This window comes from Pseudomonas sp. 3B-A001-10F, from assembly GCF_056313565.1.
On record NZ_JBQYFW010000006.1, the window covers coordinates 124573 to 141440 of the forward strand.

General features: G+C 57.3%; 16 protein-coding genes and 1 pseudogene. 6 read left to right on the top strand and 11 right to left on the bottom strand.

Features of this window, described 5'->3' with window-relative positions; genetic code table 11:
* Window positions 1-42 precede the first annotated feature (42 nt).
* The 4 genes from AC0ZWN_RS08575 to AC0ZWN_RS08590 form a co-directional block, all read right to left on the bottom strand.
* Window positions 43-735 carry a GntR family transcriptional regulator gene (locus tag AC0ZWN_RS08575; protein ID WP_224789881.1) on the bottom strand — a complete coding sequence of 231 codons (693 nt, stop codon included), beginning with the start codon at window positions 733-735 and terminating at the stop codon, window positions 43-45.
* A gap of 198 nt (window positions 736-933) precedes the next feature.
* Entirely contained in the window at window positions 934-1722 is a 789-nt protein-coding gene (locus AC0ZWN_RS08580) for an SDR family oxidoreductase (protein WP_038364716.1), read from the bottom strand.
* Between the two features lie 245 nt (window positions 1723-1967).
* Entirely contained in the window at window positions 1968-3047 is a 1080-nt protein-coding gene (locus AC0ZWN_RS08585) for an alkene reductase (RefSeq protein ID WP_093439391.1), read from the bottom strand.
* Between the two features lie 72 nt (window positions 3048-3119).
* Window positions 3120-3959 carry a pirin family protein gene (locus AC0ZWN_RS08590; protein ID WP_476334704.1) on the bottom strand — a complete coding sequence of 280 codons (840 nt, stop codon included), beginning with the start codon at window positions 3957-3959 and terminating at the stop codon, window positions 3120-3122.
* 238 nt (window positions 3960-4197) lie between these two features.
* On the opposite strand from AC0ZWN_RS08590, the gene AC0ZWN_RS08595 reads away from it, so the two are divergent.
* Window positions 4198-5115, top strand: coding sequence for a LysR family transcriptional regulator (locus tag AC0ZWN_RS08595; protein ID WP_476334705.1), 918 nt, complete (start codon window positions 4198-4200; stop codon window positions 5113-5115).
* 102 nt (window positions 5116-5217) lie between these two features.
* Here the strand turns inward: AC0ZWN_RS08595 and AC0ZWN_RS08600 are convergent.
* The 4 genes and pseudogenes from AC0ZWN_RS08600 to rtcR form a co-directional block, all read right to left on the bottom strand.
* Window positions 5218-5776, bottom strand: a pseudogene (locus tag AC0ZWN_RS08600) (integrase arm-type DNA-binding domain-containing protein); the annotation flags it as partial.
* 291 nt (window positions 5777-6067) lie between these two features.
* On the bottom strand, window positions 6068-6427 hold the full coding sequence (locus AC0ZWN_RS08605) for a hypothetical protein (RefSeq protein ID WP_258709535.1): 360 nt from the start codon (window positions 6425-6427) through the stop codon (window positions 6068-6070).
* 84 nt (window positions 6428-6511) lie between these two features.
* Window positions 6512-6781 carry a hypothetical protein gene (locus AC0ZWN_RS08610; RefSeq protein ID WP_093439507.1) on the bottom strand — a complete coding sequence of 90 codons (270 nt, stop codon included), beginning with the start codon at window positions 6779-6781 and terminating at the stop codon, window positions 6512-6514.
* A 121-nt stretch (window positions 6782-6902) separates the two neighbouring features.
* The gene (rtcR, locus tag AC0ZWN_RS08615; protein ID WP_476334706.1) at window positions 6903-8501 is read right to left on the bottom strand and encodes an RNA repair transcriptional activator RtcR; all 1599 of its coding nucleotides are present in this window, start codon (window positions 8499-8501) and stop codon (window positions 6903-6905) included.
* 247 nt (window positions 8502-8748) lie between these two features.
* On the opposite strand from rtcR, the gene AC0ZWN_RS08620 reads away from it, so the two are divergent.
* From AC0ZWN_RS08620 to AC0ZWN_RS08635, 4 genes are all read left to right on the top strand, one after another.
* Window positions 8749-9975, top strand: coding sequence for an RtcB family protein (locus AC0ZWN_RS08620; protein WP_093439375.1), 1227 nt, complete (start codon window positions 8749-8751; stop codon window positions 9973-9975).
* A gap of 14 nt (window positions 9976-9989) precedes the next feature.
* Window positions 9990-10778, top strand: a complete 789-nt coding sequence (locus AC0ZWN_RS08625) for a nucleotidyltransferase domain-containing protein (protein ID WP_476334708.1) — start codon at window positions 9990-9992, stop codon at window positions 10776-10778.
* Between the two features lie 8 nt (window positions 10779-10786).
* Window positions 10787-11812 (top strand): RNA 3'-terminal phosphate cyclase, encoded by a 1026-nt coding sequence (gene rtcA / locus AC0ZWN_RS08630; protein ID WP_476334709.1) that lies wholly within the window; start codon window positions 10787-10789, stop codon window positions 11810-11812.
* A 152-nt stretch (window positions 11813-11964) separates the two neighbouring features.
* A complete protein-coding gene (locus AC0ZWN_RS08635) occupies window positions 11965-12294 on the top strand; it encodes a hypothetical protein (protein ID WP_476334710.1) in 330 nt (109 codons plus the stop codon).
* A 57-nt stretch (window positions 12295-12351) separates the two neighbouring features.
* Here the strand turns inward: AC0ZWN_RS08635 and AC0ZWN_RS08640 are convergent, their stop codons facing one another.
* Entirely contained in the window at window positions 12352-12765 is a 414-nt protein-coding gene (locus AC0ZWN_RS08640; RefSeq protein WP_476334711.1) for a VOC family protein, read from the bottom strand.
* 222 nt (window positions 12766-12987) lie between these two features.
* Between AC0ZWN_RS08640 and AC0ZWN_RS08645 the strand changes: the two genes are divergently transcribed.
* The gene (locus tag AC0ZWN_RS08645; RefSeq protein WP_476334712.1) at window positions 12988-14799 is read left to right on the top strand and encodes an ABC transporter ATP-binding protein; all 1812 of its coding nucleotides are present in this window, start codon (window positions 12988-12990) and stop codon (window positions 14797-14799) included.
* Here AC0ZWN_RS08645 and AC0ZWN_RS08650 read toward each other — a convergent pair.
* Window positions 14796-15740 (bottom strand): alpha/beta hydrolase, encoded by a 945-nt coding sequence (locus AC0ZWN_RS08650; RefSeq protein WP_476334714.1) that lies wholly within the window; start codon window positions 15738-15740, stop codon window positions 14796-14798. The genes AC0ZWN_RS08645 and AC0ZWN_RS08650 overlap by 4 nt on opposite strands.
* Window positions 15741-15852: 112 nt before the next feature.
* On the bottom strand, window positions 15853-16851 hold the full coding sequence (locus AC0ZWN_RS08655) for an NAD(P)H-quinone oxidoreductase (RefSeq protein ID WP_093439347.1): 999 nt from the start codon (window positions 16849-16851) through the stop codon (window positions 15853-15855).
* Between the last annotated feature and the right edge of the window lie 17 nt (window positions 16852-16868).

Sequence of the window (16868 nt, forward strand, 5' to 3'; positions counted from 1 at the left end):
CTCTGTTATCAGGGCGCCTCTTCTTAAAACTTGTTGGTGAAATTAATCAACTTCGACAGGCTTATGCGCATCGGCAACGATCAGCGCCCCTGTATTCAGGATAAACTCGGCAGCACTTTTGATGTCATCTTGCAGTGATTCACAGGCGGCAACCGAGTCACCCTTCTTTAAAGCATCAACCATCGCTGCGTGATGACTGGCTTGCACTCGCTGAACCACACGCTCAGTGCCAGATCGTAGGTCATAGTTGATGATAGGCCCTATTCTCAGCCACAGGGACTCAACTATCTGGAGCAGAATCGGCATGTCCGCCTGATTATAAATTGCGAAATGCAATTCTTTGTTCAGCGTAATCAGCCGTGACTCATCGGGAGCGCCTTTTGCAAACTCTGCGCAAAATGCCTCGTGTATCTTTTCAATCTCAGCCAGCGCCTGCGAATCAACAAGCTCCGCAGCACGAGCTGCCGCTTGCCCCTCCAGATTCAACCGGATACTGGTGATTTCCCGGAATTGACTGACTGTCAGTACAGGAACGCGAATATATCGATTAGCCGCCATTTCAAGCGCTTGCTCAGCGACCAACCTGTGAACAGCCTCTCGCACTGGCATGACGCTAACACCAAGAGCGTCCGCTATAGATCTGAGCGAGAGCTTTTCCCCAGGCATAACGCGTCCGCTTATCAGCAGATCACGCAGTTGGGCATAAACGTCCGCACTGAGGGTCTGGCGGATCATGGGCGTTACAAGTGTGGATAGGTTCATGACGAGAATTATAGGCAGGTTCGATCAGCCAGCATAGGAAAATGAGACAACTGTGATCACGGATGCGCCGGTATAGAAAGTGACGGAATTCGGGAGAAACGAGCTCTTTAGCACACGCACAATAAGCGTCTCGCTACCACGGTCGGTGGCGAGACGTGTAGGTCTGACTAATCAAAGATACTCGACATTGCCGTCGATGCTGATCGCTTGCCCTGTCACATTGTTAGCAGCAGGAGAGCATAGAAATAAGGCCATTGCTGCCACGTCTTCGGGTGGAGTCATCCGGCGCAATGATATTTTCTTCAATGTTTGTTGGCGCATCTCCGGCTCTGAAATGCCTAACTGTTTGGCGCGATCACTGATGACGCGATCCTGGCGCGGGCCCTCGACGATGCCTGGCAGCAGTGCGTTGACTCGAATGTCTTTTTCGCCCAACTCGGCTGCCAATGACTTCATAAGACCAACGATGGCCCACTTGGTCGCGGCGTATGGAGTCCGCCAAGCGTAGCCTAAGCGCCCCGCGACCGATGAAATATGAATGATGTGTGCGTGTTCTGACTTCGTTAGGAGGGGGACAGCATGATGAGCGAAGCGATACTGCGCATTGAGATTGATGTCTATTGTCTGTTCCCATTCTGCATCGCTAATTTTGTCGATTCCGCCGGTCGGCCCTGCTATGCCTGCATTGTTGATAAGTACATCTAGCCCATCCACCCAATCCTGTTGTATCTCGAAGACTCGCTTAATTTGAGCAGAGTCGGAGACGTCAGCTAATGTGGCCAAAGCCTCTGGATAGCGCTCACGAAATTGTGCGATCGCCTGCTCACTTACATCGCATACATGGACTCTTGCCCCAATTTCGAGATATGCAGCCGCGATCGATTCGCCAATGCCTGCTGCCCCACCGGAAATCAAAACTCTCAATCCGGTATAGGGTGTCAGCCGCTTCATTACGTTCATAGCTAATGCGTCCTGTCTTATTTTTGTTCATGAGTTCTTTCGTGGCTACGGAGTGCGTAGACAAGAAAACCTCATTAAGTGATATGTGATCACAGTTTGTTTGTCAAGACAGGCTTGCCGCAGATTTGCAGGTGATTACCGGAGAGGGCGCAGACTCCTACTCCGGCTCAGCATTGCTACCTGCCGGCCCGATTAATCTGCGAGAGGCAGATGGCAGCGACTGCGCTTCCCGCAGCACTTCATCGTTATCGAATCTGGGCCATGGTCGGGTAATCCGTATAACCTCGCTCCTCACCCTGATAGAAGGTGGTCGGGTCTGCGTCATTCAATGCGACACCCTGTTCGAATCGCTCTACCAGATCCGGGTTGGCTAGGAACGCAGTGCCAAAGGACACCAGATCAGCATTTCCTTCTCTGAGGGACGTTTCTGCGCGTTCCGCGTCATAGCCCCCATTGGCGATGTAGGTGCCTGCGAAACGACGCTTCAGTTCTCTGAAGTCGAATGAACCCGCACCGACTTCTACTACGTGAATGTAGGCTAGCCCGTAGCGACTGAGCATTTTTGCTGCATAGTTGAATGTCGCTTGGGGATCGCTGTCGCTCATGGAGAAGTAATTAAAAATCGGCGACAGGCGAACGCCCACGCGGCTAGCCCCGAATACTTCGATGACCGACTCCACAACCTCCTTAAGAAACCGAGCGCGATTTTCTGCAGAGCCGCCGTATGAATCGGTTCGGGTGTTGGTGCCATCGCGCAGGAACTGATCGATCAAGTAGCCGTTCGCGCCATGTATTTCCACACCGTCAAAACCTGCACGCTTCGCGTTTTCAGCACCTTGGCGAAAATCCGCAATCACACCAGGAATTTCATCCAGACTCAGAGCTCGTGGCGACTCGTAAGGCTTTAGTCCTTCAGGCGTGTAGATCTCGCCATCAGCTTTGATCGCTGAGGGGGCTACCGGCAGCTGATTATCGATCTGTACTAGGGAGTGTGACAGGCGCCCAACGTGCCAGAGCTGGAGAAATATCCGTCCGCCTTCTGCATGCACGGCGTCGGTCACGTGTTTCCAGCCGGCGATTTGCTCGTTGGTGAAAATGCCCGGTGTTCTCATATAGCCTTTGCCTTGAGCCGAGACCTGAGAACCCTCAGTAATGATGAGGCCGGCGCTTGCACGTTGACGGTAATACTCGACCACTGTGGAAGTTGGAACATCGCCTTGGCCAGCTCGGCTTCGCGTCAGCGGCGCCATCACCATGTGATTTTTCAGGGGGAGGTTGGCGATTCGGGTGGGGGACAAAAGAAGGTTGAGATTGCTCGCTGTCATGACGTGCCTCAGTATGATTTGGGGTGTTGGATAGTTATCGTCGAGATGATTTTCACGCCGGGTTGAGCGGCGCTAGTTGAGCCGTTCTTGCTGCCGCAGCCGTGTACCAATCCGCTGTATTTCCGTTTCGCCCTGCGCCAGAGCTGCCTTGCTCGTGTGAACCGAGTAGTTACCTGTTACCAGGTCGTACGGATGCTTTACCGCCGACCCCATCACGAAGGAGCAATCGCCTTTCGCGATGAAGTTGATGTGGTGCTCTGACTCTTCGAACACAGCTAATTCGCCGACATTGACCAACCCTCCTGCGTCCAGACTTCCTGAACTAACCGCGAGCCAGGCAACGTTGTGACCGGACGGTGGGGTGTAACGCCAGTGCTCACCGTCTTTTAAACTCACGGCGAGATAGTTCATTTCACTCGGTACTTCGATCAGGCTTTGGGCTGCCCCGTAACGTCCCAGTAGTACCCGTGCTGGGCCCACTTGTGGAACTTGCGACGGATCAAGGTAGGTACTCATCGCGGGAGCGTTTTCAAGCGGGGGCGGCAATGCCACCCAGAGCTGGAATCCCTGTATTGCGGACTCGCTTGCTAGCGTAGCGTCGTGCCACACCCCATTGCCGGCCTGCATCCACTCAACACCCCCTGCGAGCAGTAAACCGGTCGCCCCAGTGGTGTCCTCATAAGAGACATCCCCTTTTGTCATGAAGGTAACCGTTGCGATTCCTGAGTGCGGATGCATGCCAAAACTCGACTTACTACCACTGGCGTTCAGACTGAAAATGTCCAGGAAAATAAACGGTTTCAACAGCTCTCCTAGATCACCTGGACTCATAAGCCTCGTTATGGGGCCATGTGTGGTTCCTTCAGTACGATGGACAATGGCGCGTGGTCGAACTACTACGGTGGCGGTCATATGTTTTCTCTTTGTTCTCCCTTGCCGACAGACGATGTCGTCGAGCGGAGTTCCGGCTGCCTGGACTGGATGTGGATGAACTCAGTGATGCCGAAAAGCCTTGACGGTCAGCCCGCAGGAGATTCCGGCAAGTGAAGGTCAGCTGCAGCAATGACTGAAGGATATGCGTCTATTGATTGCTTTATTAGATGGCATAATTGGATTGAACTGATCCATTTTTGGAGTGGGTGGCAGCAAGATGATCGATCTGAATGACGTCGCATTGTTTGTAAAAGTGGTGCGCAGCGGTAGTTTCGCTGAGGCAGCACGGCAGCTTGGAATGCCCTCAAACACCTTAAGCCGGCGGGTTCAACAGCTTGAGGCTCAACTCGGTACAAGGCTGCTGCAGCGCTCCACGCGCAAGCTCACACTCACCCAGTCTGGCGAGGCTTTTCACGAGCGATGCTGTGGAGCCGTGGATGGACTGATTGACGCTGGTGAGCAGCTGATGACAGGAAACCAAGTGCCGAGTGGCACCGTGCGCATTGCGGCAATGGCTGATTTTTTCGACTTCTTTCCTATGGAGTGGGTAGCCGATTTTCTCGAGGCGCATCCACGGGTAAACGTCGACTTTGTGCTGAGTGATGCACGCGCCGATTTGATCGCTGATCGTATCGACATTGCGTTTCGAGGCGGAGCGTTGCAAGACTCAGGATATGTCGGTCGCCAACTCCTTGGAGCTGGTAACGAAGGTCTGGTGGCCAGCCCGAATTACCTTAGAAAAAGAGGCGTACCTGATTCGCTTGGAGATTTGGTCAATCATGATTGTGTAACTTTTGGTCATCCTAGTGGCGTCACTACCTGGACTCTCCATGGGCCAAATGGTGCAGCGGAAGAAGTGCGGGTCACTAGCCGTTTCAATGGAAACACCGCCCAAGCTTTGCGCAAGGCGACGTTGGCCGGGCTAGGAATTGCCTTGCTGCCGCCCGCCATGACAAAGTCTGATCTTCAGACAGGGCGCCTTGTGTCTGTGCTTCCGCAGTACCATAGAACCGGATACGGCCTGCACGTGCTTTACCCCAGTCGGCAACATTTGCCGCTAGCTGTGTCTGCATTCATTGAGTTGGTTATGGAGAAGCTAGAGGGTCAAGAATTCCCCGTGACGGCTCGTTCCTGATCAACACATTGCCCAAGTATCGTTCAAGCAGTTGTCTTCGAAAGAAGGGGGGCAGGGATGCAGTGAAAAGTCAGGAAGTGCCTGCGCCCGTCCTCAACACCTTTTTTTGTGCAGTTCCAACAGCTCCGCCGGTGAAAGGAAGCGGTTTCTTTCGGCTTCGTAGTCGACAGGGGGCAGTGGGGTGATGTCGACCAGTTCCGTCGGATTGCCCTCGACCAACAAGGCCCGCCAAGTTGGCGCTTTCTGGCCCAACTGAGTTGCCATCTTTACGCGCGACGCCATCCAACAGCCAGGCCTTGATCAGGTCCTGGACGGTCAGCGTTTGCACCTTCGTCGTTTTTACTTGTTCGGCCTCTACGTTAGCAGCGGCGTATGTCTATGCCTTGGCGGTTTTCTTATGCTCGTTGGGATTGATCTGCTCATCGGTGAGCGCTCGGGCTTGGTTGCGTACCTTGCGGATGTCCGTCAGTAATTTGCGCGGCCAAGACCCGCAGGCGTACTCTTTGTTTTGCCCGCCCCACCGATTGCGATAGAAAAAGCTGACCGACACACCGTCCTTGCGCACTGAGATTCGACCGGCCAGATTGCCATCCTCCCGGAGGATGCGGCCGGCATCATTGGCGGTCAGCGACTCGAGTTCTTTGATGGTAATTTTGGCCATAAAATGGACTCCCCCTACTTTTACCCCCACAAAAACGTCGGCTCTTGATGGACGTTACTGGACTCTCGTAGAGCAGAACACCGCTGGAGCTCAAGTAAATACCGGCTTGGAAAAATCCAGGGTAAAATTTTGGAAGCTATCAAGAAGTATGAAAAAGGAGATGGGGTGCTAGGGGTCGAGTGTTCGAATCACTCCGTCCCGACCATATAATTCAATGACTTAGCCCAATCTGAAAAGATTGGGCTTTTTCATGCGTGGGGACTTTTGCTCTCTATAGAAGAGCATTCCCCGTCAGCTTCTTCCACTTGCCGTTTTCTGAGCCGAATCGATGCAAAGCGAATAAAAAGTTTTCTGAAAGTCAGCCACTACCTGCTCCTGCTTCCTCGCGTCCGACTCTCTCGGCATGTCGTAGGCCTGCCCGATCAGCGCTTTGTACAAACTGCCCACATACTCGCTCTCCTTTCCTGCGTTGTCGGCCAGTTCCAGAACGGAAGAGAGGGGCACGCCTCCTTGCCTGGCTTTCATGATGGCTTTGGCCGAATTTTCGACTCGCTGGCACTCTTCCAGATATTCGCTGGGCAAGGGTGCGCTGTGTGCTGCAAAGCTGAAAGTGAGCAGTATTGCCGTTGTCGCCAGAAACCGATTGAACATGGCACGCCATCCCTGAATGTTGGCCGGGAACGTTAGCATTCATGGCTCGGCGCTACCATCTGTTCATCGGCCAAAAGCAGCGGTTCACTGGCTGGGTTTTTTGATATCTGCGGAATCGCTCGAGGTGTTGGCATCCTTCTGTGTTTCGTGTGCTTCGGCACCGGAATTTGACCCTGATGCTTCCTCACCTTTCTTGTCAGCTTTGTCTTCTTTTGACTCGGATCCGCCTTGGTTTACGCCGGGAATCGCAGTGGCTGGAACTGAGGAGCCGCCTGTTTTTTCAGCCGCAAGGGAAAACAGTGGGCACAGTGAAAGCAGGCTTGCCAATCCGATAGCAATCATTCGCTTGTTCATGAGGTTGTCTTCCAGGTCGGGGATGTACTGCATTGGAAGAACTCACAGGGCGAAGGTGCGGTACATCAGACCAGCGGCATCCGGTCAAGTAAGGTGGCCAGGCGTTATACGTCTCAGAGATCTACGGCGACAACTGGCTCCATTCAATCCCGAACCGGCCCAGGTACTTGCGCAAGCGGTCCGCATCATTTGGCTGCGCCTTGGCCAGGCGCGAGATGCCAAACAAGCGGCGACCGGCATCTGACAGGCTGTCTGCTTGCCGGCAGACCTCAAGCACTGCCCGCAACTGCAAGCGGTCAAACAGATCCATGCTCTCTTCATTCCCTGGCAAATCTTCTGAGTTGCTTCCCACTTGGGTCAGGCCCCAGGCATAACGCAACCGCTCAATCTCTTCCTGCACCTGCGCCTCATCAATTCTCCCGCTATCCGCCAATGTCGCCATGCGCGTGATCGACGCAGACAGTTCGCGGAAATTGCCCAGCCACGCCGCTTCGCTAGAGCTGGCGAAGGCCAGATAGCGGCGGCGTGCTTCAAGGTTGAAGCGCACCAATTGCCCATGCTCACGGGCATGGCGCTGTAACTCGAAATCAATATTCGGCTCGATATCCTCGCGGCGGCCGGCGAGGCCGGGAAGGTCGAACGTCCAGAGGTTGATGCGTGCGTACAAGTCTTCGCGAAACAGGCCTTCAGCGACCCGGCTGCGCAGGTCGCGATGGGTGCCGGCGATGATCAGGAAGTCGCTCTCCACCTCCTTGTCAGAGCCCAGTGGAAAGAAGCGTTTCTCTTCAATTGCTTTGAGTAGCATCGCCTGCTCGTCGGCGCCCAGTTCGCCGATTTCATCGAGGAACAGCATGCCGCCATCCGCCGCGCGCAGCAGGCCGTCGCGGGCGTTCTGTGCGCCGGTGAAGGCGCCTTTGCTGTGGCCGAACAAGGTCGACATCGCACCGTCGCCACGCAGGGTGGCGCAGTTGACTTCAACAAAGCGGCCCTGCATCTGATGGCGGTTGCGTTTGAGTTCGTAGATGCGTCGAGCCAGAAAGGATTTGCCGGCACCGGTCGGGCCGATCAGCAACATGGGGGCTTTCGAGCGTACCGCAACGCGTTCGATCTGCTCGATGGAGCGGTTGAACGCGGCATTGCGTGTGGCGATGCCGGACTTCAGAAATGCCAGACCTTCCAGGCGTTTATTGGCGAAGCGTGAGGCGATGCGATCGTATCGCGACAGGTCGAGGTCGATCAGGGCGTGGGTGCCGCAGGCGTGCTCGTCTTCGCTCTTGCGCTTGGCGGGGGAGGTCTGGATCAGGCGAGCGGGCAAGTAGCGCGCCTCGGTCAACAGAAACCAGCAGATCTGCGCGACGTGGGTGCCGGTGGTGATGTGGACGAGGTAGTCCTCGTGTTCGGTGTCGAACGCGTAGGCAGTGGTGAAATCGTGCAGCGCGCCGTAGACCTCTTCAAAATCCCACGGATTGCGCAACGCCATCGAGTGCAGGCGCACTTCGGTTTCCGGTGACACCTGCTGAATGTCGGCGCGCACCCGCTCGGCGAGACTGACGTCGCGGGCGTCGATGCCGTGAATCAGCTCAAGCCGATTGATCAGCACATCCGGCTGCTGGCAGAGGCCCACGCTCGGGCGCCAATGGCTCCAGCGATTGGCGCCTTTACCGACGCGATCAAGGGTGGCTCCGATAAAACCGATGGCGACGGTACGTCTATTTTGCATGCTTATCTCAAAAGATAAAAAACGATATCTAATGATAATTTTTCTACGCAGGGTTTGTCGTCAATTCAAACACTCAAAAAGTCGATAGATAATAAAGGTCATTTAAAACATAGAGTTATGAGGTTTTTTTCGGGGGAATTGAAAACCTGGCACGGCCGCTGCTATGTCTATCGCAACGAACAGAAAAACTCAGCGAGACGCCAAGATGGCCAACTCAAATTTCTTTAATACGCAATCGAATAAAGACATGAAAGATCACACTTACCAACTCCTCGAAGTCGCCAACGGCAAGCCGATCAAACTCTGGACCGAAGGCGTGCCCGTGGAAAACGAGGCTCGCGAGCAGTTGATGAACACCGCAAAAATGCCGTTCATTTTCAAACATCTGGCGGTCATGCCGGATGTGCACTTGGGCAAGGGCTCGACCATCGGCAGCGTGATCCCGACAGTCGGCGCGATCATTCCGGCAGCGGTCGGCGTCGACATCGGCTGCGGCATGATTGCCGCGCGTACGTCGCTGACCGCCGCTGATTTGCCGGACAACCTGCTCGGTCTGCGCAGCGCTATCGAGCAAGCGGTGCCGCATGGCCGCAGTTCGACCCGTTCGCGGCGCGACAAGGGCGCCTGGGATGAGATCCCGCAGCAAGCCGATCAGGCCTGGGCGGGGCTGCAGCCACGGTTCAAATTGATCACTGACAAGTACCCGAAACTGGCCAACACCAACAACCGCGGGCACCTCGGTACGCTCGGCAGCGGCAACCACTTCATCGAAGTGTGCCTGGATGAAGCCAACCGGGTCTGGTTCATGTTGCACAGCGGCTCGCGTGGCGTCGGCAATGCCATCGGCAACCTGTTCATCCAGATGGCTCAGGCGGATATGCGACAGCACATCGCCAACCTGCCGGATCGTGATCTGGCCTACTTCGAAGAGGGCAGTCAGCACTTTGATGATTACGTGGAAGCGGTGGGTTGGGCGCAGGACTTCGCCAAACAGAACCGCGAGCTGATGATGCGCGCGGTGATTCAAGCGACACGGCAGATTATCCGCAAGCCGTTCGAAGTGGCGCTGGAAGCGGTCAACTGCCACCACAACTACGTGCAGAAAGAGCGGCATTTCGGCGAAGAGGTACTGGTCACGCGCAAAGGTGCGGTGTCGGCGAAGAAGGGCGAGTTGGGGATTATTCCAGGCTCGATGGGCGCCAAGAGTTTCATTGTCCGCGGCCTGGGTAACGAAGAATCCTTCAGTTCCTGCAGCCACGGCGCCGGCCGCACCATGAGTCGGACCAAGGCCAAGAATACGTTCACTGTCGAGGATCAGATTCGCGCCACGGCCCATGTGGAGTGCCGCAAGGACGAGGCGGTGATCGACGAGATTCCGATGGCCTACAAGGACATCGACAAAGTCATGCACGCCCAGCGTGAGCTGGTGGAAGTGCTGCACACCTTGCGTCAGGTGGTGTGCGTCAAAGGATAAAAGGAAAGCAAGTCATGGAACTGGAAGAACGTCACCCGCTGTGCAACACCATGCGCCCGCGGGTTCTGGAAGAGCTGGCGCGGATAGAGCGTGAGCGCAATGTCACGGTGCTGTACGCCTGTGAATCCGGCAGTCGGGCCTGGGGTTTTGCCTCGACCGACAGCGATTACGACGTGCGGTTTGTCTACGTGGAGAAGCCCGAGTGGTTCGTTCAGGTCGATGCGCCGCGTGATGTGATCGAGCGTCCGCTGGACGATGAGCTCGACGTCAGTGGTTGGGAGCTGCGCAAGACCCTCGGGTTATTGCGCAAATCCAATCCGACCTTGCTGGAGTGGCTCGACTCGCCGCTGGTTTATCGCAGTGAAACCGCGCAGGTGGCACAGCTGCGCGAACTCGCCGAAGCGTTCTACAGCCCGCCAGCAGCGCGCAATCACTATCTGTCGATGGCAAAGAAGAACTTTCGCGGTTACCTGCAAGGTGAAACCGTGCGTTTCAAGAAGTACTTCTACGTGCTGCGGCCACTGCTGGCGGTGCGCTGGATCGACCAAGGCCGAGGGCGGCCGCCGATGACGTTCGCCGACCTGCTGACCACCGTCGACGACCGCGCGTTGCTCGATGAAGTCGACGAATTGCTCGCCCTCAAACGCAATGCCGACGAGAGCGCCTACGGGCCGCGTCGTCCGGCGTTGCACGGGTTCATCGCCGCCGAACTCGAGCGCGAAGTGCCCACATTACTCAGAACTCAGGAAGACTCGCGACGGCTGGATCAGTACCTCCGGGATACCGTCGGGCTGTACGCGTAAGGAATGCCATGAAACAGGAAGTGATAGAACTGGACGGTGCCATCGGTGGCGGCCAGGTGTTGCGCAGCGCCTTGAGCCTGTCGATGGTGACGGGCAGGGCGTTTCGCATTAAACAGATTCGTGCCAGGCGCAGCCGTCCGGGACTGCTGCGCCAACACTTGACGGCGGTGATGGCGGCGGCCGAGGTGTGTGGTGCAACGGTTGGCGGTGCACATTTGGGTTCGCAAGCCTTGAGCTTTGAACCCGGCGCGATTCGCGCTGGCGACTTTCAATTCGCCATCGGCTCGGCCGGCAGTTGCACGCTGGTGTTACAGACTTTGTTGCCGGCGCTGTTACGGGCACCGCAGGCGAGTCGAGTGCGGATTTCCGGTGGCACGCATAACCCGCTCGCGCCGCCGGCCGATTTTCTCACGCGCAGTTGGCTGCCGCTGCTGCGCCGCATGGGTGCCAACGTTGAGCTGGACTTGTTGCACCATGGTTTTGCCCCGGCCGGCGGTGGCGAGATTGAGGTGAATGTGCAACCGGCGAACCTGACGCGACTCGATCTGTGTGACCGTGGCGAAGCGATTTCACCAAGCGCGTGGGCTCTGACCGCCGGGCTTGGACCTACGGTCGCCCAACGTGAGCTTAGCCGAGTGGCCAAGCGATTGAATCTTCCGGCTACGGCGCTGCATCCTGTGACACTCGATCCGGCTCGCGGGCCAGGCAACGTGTTGCTGCTGGAGTACGTTTTCGAACACGTCACCGAGGTGTTCAGCGCGTTTGGCCAAGTGTCATTGCGCGCAGAGAAGGTTGCCGATGCTGCGATCAGTCAGGCTGCCGACTGGTTGCGCAGTGGCGCTGCGGTGGCTGAACACCTCGCCGATCAGTTGCTGTTGCCAATGGCGCTGGCCGGTGGTGGCTCGTTCACCACGCCGCGAATGACCGAGCATTTGCACAGCAATATCGCGGTGATCGAGCTGTTCTTGCCGGTTCGTATTGATTGTCGCGAGGAGGGTGCCGATCGACTGCGTGTTGAGGTCATTGGCAGTTGATTGGTCATGAACAGGGCGACAGGATTTTATCGGGAAATCCTGTCGCCCTTTTTTTGGCCCGCAAAAAACTCTGAAAAGGCGGCAAATTGCTGGCCCCCGGGCGTTCGCTTCCCCGGCAAAATCGCCTTTTTTCAAAAGGTTAGGTGGGCTCTATGCGGACGATTGTTATCACCGTTGCAACGCTTTCCCTGGCTGTCTTCGCCACAGGCGTGGAGGCGAAAGAGTTAAGCAAAAGCCATCGCTTTGCCTGCACCTGGGGTTCGGATATCGCTGCCGGTGCTCAGCAATCGAAGCTGTCAGGCGTCTCGCTGTATGGCGCGCGCAAACAATTGCAAGTGCGACGATTCCAGCAACCGTGGATGCGTATGACCGCGATGGGAATCACCGAGCAAACCTACAACAGCACGTCGAAACTCAAGCCTGCAGCTGTCAAGCAGACCTATTACGAACAATGTGTACGCCACGAATTGGCCCAGCGCTGAAGCAAAAAGCCCAACCTGAACCGGTTGGGCTTTTTCATGGCTGACGAAATTTCAGCGTCACTTTTCGCTTTCGCAGTTGACCATCCACGACACGCCAAAACGATCGACCAGCATGCCGAAGCGCGCCGCCCAGAACGTCGCTTCCAGCGGCATGTCGATGCGGCCGTCGCTGGCCAGTGCGTTGAACACGCGCTCGGCTTCGGCGATGCTGTCGACGTTCAGCGAAATCGAACAGCCACTCATGCCCTGAGTCGGGCGATCGGGTGTGGTGTCCGAGGCCATGATCATTTGATCACCCACTTTCAGGCAGGTGTGGATGGTCAGGTTGTGGTGTTCTTCGGACACATGTTCGGCGGCGGGCGTTTCGCCGAAAGTCATCATCGCCTCAAGCTTTCCTTGCAAGGCTTGCTCGTAAAAGTTGAAGGCCGCGCGGCAATCTCCGTTGAAGATCAGGTAGGGATTGATTCTCATGTCTCTGCTCCCGGCAGTCAGGCGCGGAGCGGGCGGGGGGTCGCCGGATTCCGCGTAGGGCGGTTAAACCATAGCAGAGCGTTGGACGCCGGAAAGGGCAGAGTCTTCCAGATGTTTTTGTTCTGAAAAGCACGTCGACGATAACGCGGTCGTCGTTTGAAATTCAGTCGTAGCGCTGGAGTACCATGACGCACAATCATCACCTGCAGAGTCCAATGCCCCATGCCTGATCTATCGCGCTTCACGTCCTTGTTCGATCAGGCACAGCGAGCCTTGCGCTTGGTCTGGGGGACATCGCGTGGCTTGTTTCTGGGGCTGGTGCTGGCAACGTTGGTTGCCGGTTTGCTGCCGGCACTGGCGGCATGGTTGGGCCAGCGGATTGTCGATGCGGTGGTGGCAGCGATGCAGTTGCACGCGCAGCACGGCAGTGCGCCGCTGTGGCCCGTGTTGCGTTACGTGTTGTTGGAGGCCGGTGTATTGGCGCTGTTGTCCGGCACGCAACGGGCACTGTCGGTGCAGCAATCGCTGTTGCGGGTGCAGCTGGGGCAGAAGGTCAATACGCTGATTTTGCAGAAAGCGCAGACCCTGTCACTGGTGCAGTTCGAAAACTCCGAGTTCTACGACAAACTGGTGCGTGTCCGTCGCGAGGCTTCGACCCGACCACTGGCGCTGGTCATGAAGTCGTTGGGCTTGATTCAGAACCTGATCATGCTGATTAGCTTCGGGGTGCTGCTGGTGCATTTTTCCCCTTGGGCGCTGGCGTTGCTGGTGGTCGGTGCGTTACCGGTGTTTTTTGCCGAAGCGCATTTTTCCGGTGACGCCTTTCGTTTGTTTACTCGCCGTGCGCCGGAGAGTCGGCAGCAGAATTACATCGAAACCCTGCTGTCCCACGAAACCTATATTAAAGAGGTCAAGCTGTTCGGCTTCGCGCCGCTGTTACTGCAACGCTACCGCGACACGTTCGCCAGGCTGTATGCCGAAGACCGCCGTTTGACGTTGCGGCGCGATGGCTGGGGTTTCGGCCTTGGCCTGCTCGGTACTGCGGCTTTTTATGTGGCCTATGCCTGGGTGGTCATCGATGCCGTACATGGCCAGATCAGCCTTGGTCAGATGACCATGTATCTGGTGCTGTTCAAGCAAGGCCAAAGCGCTGTGAGCAGCAGTCTGAGTGCGATCAGTGGCCTGTACGAAGACGGCCTCTACCTGACCAGTCTGTATGAATACCTGGCCGAACCGGTTCAGGTCGATAGCGGCCACCTGACGGTCGGCGTCTGCCCGGGCGATGGTTTGCGTTTCGAGAACGTCGGTTTCCGTTATCCGGGTGCCAGTCGGCCAGCGCTGGAAAATATTGACCTGCGACTGGTGCCAGGCAAGAGCGTGGCGCTGGTCGGCGAGAACGGCTCGGGCAAGACCACGCTGATCAAGTTACTGACCCGGCTCTACCGCCCCGATCAAGGGCGCATCCTGCTCGACGGTAGCGATTTGCAGGATTGGCAGGAGACCGCGTTACGTCGACGCATTGGGGTGATTTTTCAGGACTACATCCGCTACCAGTTCAGCGTCGGAGAAAACATTGGCGTTGGCGATACCCTGGCGTTCAACGACGCGCAGCGCTGGAAGGAGGCCGCCGCCCAAGGCATGGCGGCTCCCTTCATCGAAGGGCTCGACAAGGGTTATGCCACGCAGTTGGGACGCTGGTTTGCCGGTGGCCAGGAGTTGTCTGGCGGGCAGTGGCAGAAGATTGCCTTGTCCCGCGGGTACATGCGCCGTGATGCCGATATTCTGATCCTCGATGAGCCAACGTCCGCCCTTGACCCGGCGGCCGAGGCGGCGGTGTTCGAGCATTTCAGCCAACACAGCGAAGGTCGCATGACGTTGCTGATTTCCCATCGTTTTTCCAGCGTGCGCAATGCCGACCACATCATCGTGCTGCAACAAGGGCAAATTCTGGAGCAGGGCGGCCACGATCAATTGATCGCCGCCGCTGGGCATTACGCGCAGCTGTTCGATTTGCAGGCTCGCGGCTACCGTTAAGTGTCCCGCCCGTTGCGCACGGTGGCAGGTCCGGCCACCCGGGGGGCAGGTTTGCTCTGCATCAGGCTGTCGAGCGCCTTGCGGTAATTCTGCCCACCCAGCGCCATGCTGTTGTTATGCGTCGCGCCCGGCACCAACAGCAAACGCTTGGGTTGTTGCGCGGCGTTGAACAGTTGCTCGCTGAAGCGCGGCGGCACGAAAGCGTCAGCTAAACCGTGGACCACCAGCAGCGGCATGTGGATATCAGTGATCTTGTCGATCGAGTCGAATTTCTGCGACAGCAGCCAGCGCACCGGCAGCGAAGTGTTGGCCACCGACGCGGCAACATCCGCCAGCGTGGTGAAGGTGGACTCGATCACCAGCCCGCGCACAGGAAGCGCGGAATGATCGCGAGCGGCGGCCTGGCCGAGTTCCGCGGCCAGATCGATCGCCACGGCGCCACCGAGGGAGTGGCCATAGATCAGGCGTTTGGCTGGGTCCGGTTGCAGCAGTTTGAAGCGTTCCCACGCCACCCGCGCATCTTCGTAAACGCTGCTTTCCGACGGCAGATCACCATGGCTCTTGCCGAATCCTCGGTAGTCGATGGCCAGCACTGAATAGCCCGCAGCGCGCAGTTGCTCGATACGGAACAACTGCCCGGTGAGGTTCCAGCGCACGCCATGCAGATAGAGAATGGCCGGCGCATTGGCTTTTTCCGCCGGCCACCACCAGGCATGAATGTTTTCCCCGGCCTTGAAACTCTTCGGTTGCAGGTCGAGTTCCTGCACGCTCCCGGGCAAGCCGCGATACCAACCGGCGGTGCCCGGTTCGATGCGAAACAGCAGTTTGCGTTCGGTGTGTTCGAGCACGGCACAACTGGTCGGCACGCCGATAATCAGCGCGGCCATGCAGGCAAACGCCAAACGGCGGCGTCGCAGACGCGTCATGAAGGACAGGAACATTAAACGTTTCACCCAGGCGCAGACAAAGAAGGCTTTTTACCAGATGCCTCGGTCTGCGCGTGAGTTTTTCGACCACTGCCCCGGCGCAACAATTACCAAATGCTGCAAAGACTCACACGACCTGCAGAACGATCTTGCCGATATGGTCGCCAGCCTCCATGTGCGCGTGAGCCTGAGCGGCGTCGGCGAGCGGGTAGACCTTGTCGATCATCGGCAGGCAGCGCCCGGCAGCCAGCGCCGGCCATACGTGCTCGCGCAGTTGATCGGCAATCGCAGCTTTTTCAGCAGCGGTACGGGCGCGCAACAGGGAACCGGTGATCACCGCACGTTTGGCCATCATTGCCAGCAAGTCAAAGTCATTGGCCCGTGCGCCGCCGAGGAAACCGAGCATGACCAGTCGGCCATCCATCGCCAGGGCGCTGACGTTATCGTTGAGGTACGAGCCGCCCATGATGTCGAGGATCACATTGACGCCTTGGCCTGCGGTTTTCTCGGCGATGACTGCCGCGAAATCCTCATCGCGATAATTGATCGCTGCGCCACCGAGATCGCGAATCGCTGCGCATTTGTCCGGGCTGCCGGCGGTGGCAAACGCTTCAATACCGAATTCGCGGCACAGCATCAGTGCGGTTGTGCCGATGCCGCTGGTGCCACCGTGAATCAGTGCGCGCTGACCACGACTGGCGCCACCGAGGCCGAACAGGTTGGCCCACACGGTAAAGAAGGTTTCCGGGATTGCGGCGGCGTGCACCCAGTCCAGACCGTGTGGAATCGGCAGGGTCTGGCCGGCGGGGACGGCGCAGTATTCGGCATAACCGCCGCCGTTGGTCAGCGCGCAGACGTTGTCGCCCACGGCGAACTGACTGACACCGGCTCCGAGTGCCACGATTTCGCCGGCGACCTCAAGCCCGGGAATTGGGTTCATGCCGGGTTTCATCGGGTATTTGCCGGCACGCTGCAAGGCGTCCGGCCGGTTGATCCCGGCGGCGTGTACGCGGATCAGCACCTCGCCTTCTGCGACGGCTGGAAGCGCCACGCGTTTGGGTTGCAAGACGTCGGGGCCACCGGGTTCGCTGATTTCGATTCGGGTCATTTCGTTGGGCAGGGACATATCGATTCCTGTTGGCA